The 2116-nt window shown below is 79.8% G+C and carries 1 protein-coding gene; it reads left to right on the top strand.

Annotated features, from left to right (window positions below):
* Nucleotides 1-136: 136 nt before the first annotated feature.
* Nucleotides 137-2116: MMPL family transporter (locus ACRYR8_RS21095; protein WP_432486226.1), on the top strand; the 1980-nt coding region annotated here is incomplete at its 3' end.

Below are 2116 nucleotides of genomic sequence, written 5' to 3'. Positions count from 1 at the left end.
CCCCCCCCCCCCCCCCCCCCCCCCCCCCCCCCCCCCCCCCCCCCCCCCCCCCCCCCCCCCCCCCCCCCCCCCCCCCCCCCCCCCCCCCCCCCCCCCCCCGCCCCCCCCCCCCCCCCACGACGGCAGCGGCTCCGCGGTGGCGCGCTGGTCGCTGCGCCACCGCGGCCTGGTGGTCGTGGCCTGGCTGCTGCTGCTCGTGGCGGGCGCCGCGGCGTTCGCGAGCGGCACGACGACGAGCGACGAGGAGGGCGTCGGCGACTCGCAGCGGGCCGCGAGCGCCCTGGAGGCGGCCGGGTTCTCCGAACCGCTGACCGAGACGGTCGTGGTGTCCCTCACGGGGGGCGGCGCGGCGCTGCCGGCGGGTGCCGAGGCGGTCGTGGCGGACGTGGTGGCCGACGCGCACCGCGGCGACGACCTCGTGCGCGAGGTGGGGGCGGCGGCGCGCTCGGCCGACGGCCGGGTGGTGGCGGTGCCGCTGGTGCTCTCGGTGGACCCCGAGACCGGGTACTCCGACGCGGTGGACCGGGTGGGCGCGACGGTGCAGCGCACCGGCGCCGTCGAGGAGGAGCTGCGCGAGCGGCTGGGCCGCTCCGACGTGGTGGTGGGGCAGGTCGGGTCGGCGTCGGTGAGCGAGGAGGTCGGTGGCCGCCTGGAGCGGGACCTGCACCGCGCGGAGCTGGTGAGCCTGCCGATCACCCTGGTGGTGCTGCTGCTGGCGTTCGGCTCCGTGGTCTCGGCGCTGGTGCCGCTGCTGCTCGGGGTCGCCGCCGTCGTCGTGGCGCTGGGCGCGAGCGCCCTGGTCTCGCGCGTCCACCCGGTGGCGGAGGAGGCGACGAGCCTGACGGTGCTCATCGGCCTGGCGGTCGGCGTGGACTACGCCCTGTTCGTCCTGCACCGTGCGCGCCTGGCGCGGCGGGCGGGTCTGCCGGTGCGCGGGGCGGTGCTGCTGGCCACCCGCACCGCCGGTCACGCGGTGGTGGTTTCCGGCGCGACGGTCGTGGTGTCGATGCTGGGGATGCTGGTGGCCGGCGGGCTGTACACGTCGCTGGCGCTGGGGGCGGCGTTCGTGGTGGCGGTGGCGGTCCTGGCCTCGGCGACGCTGCTGCCGGTGCTGCTGGACGTGCTGGGCGGGAAGGTGGACGCGCTGCGGCTGCCGTGGCGGCGCGGTGCGGGCGCCGAGCGCCCGTCCCCGGTGGGCCGCGCCGCTGCGGCGGCCTCCAACCGCCCGGTCGCGTCGCTGGCGGTGGGGGTGCTGCTGCTGGGGGCGCTCGCGGTGCCGCTGACGGGGCTGCGCACGGGGCTGCCCGGGGACGACTCGCTGCCGCAGGACCTGCCCACGGTGCAGACCCTGAACCGGCTCACGGACGCGTTCCCGTCGCAGGGCCCGACCGCGGACGTCGTCGTGACGGCCCCGGCGTCCTCCGCCGAGGCCGCTCGCGGCGCGCTGGCGGAGCTGGTGGACCTGGCGGGCCCGGCCGCGGACGGGCAGGCGGTGCGCTCCTCCGCCGACGGGCGCACCCACGTGGTGACGGTGCCGCTGGACACGCCCGCCGACTCCGGCCCGGAGGCCGACCGGGCGGTGGACGCGCTGCGCGCGAACGTGGTGCCGCGGGTGGAGGCCGCGGTGCCGGGCGGGGAGGTGTCCGTGGGCGGCGGGGTCGCCGCGGGCAGCGACGTGGCGCGCTGGATGGTGGACCGGCTGCCGTGGGTGGTGGGTTTCGTGCTGGTGCTGACGTTCGTGGTGGTGGCGGTGGCGTTCCGCTCCCCGCTGCTGGCGCTGGTGACGGTGCTGCTGAACACCCTCAGCTGCGCGGCGGCGCTGGGGGTGGTGGCCGCGGTGTTCCAGGGCACCTGGGCCGAGGGGCTGCTGGCGTTCACCTCGATCGACGCGGTGGTGGCCTGGCTGCCGGTGCTGATGTTCGTGGTGCTGTTCGGGTTGTCGATGGACTACCACGTGCTGGTGGTCTCCAGCGTGCGCGAGGAGTTCGCGGCGGGGGGGGGGGGGGGGGGGGGGGGGGGGGGGGGGGGGGGGGGGGGGGGGGGGGGGGGGGGGGGGGGGGGGGGGGGGGGGGGGGGGGGGGGGGGGGGGGGGGGGGGGGGGGGGGGGGGGGGGGGG

The sequence above is a fragment of the Kineococcus esterisolvens genome, from assembly GCF_050871405.1.
In the GTDB taxonomy this organism is placed as follows: domain Bacteria; phylum Actinomycetota; class Actinomycetes; order Actinomycetales; family Kineococcaceae; genus Kineococcus.
The sequence above is the reverse complement of the archived record's forward strand: the minus strand, read 5'-3'. Positions and strand labels throughout refer to the sequence as shown.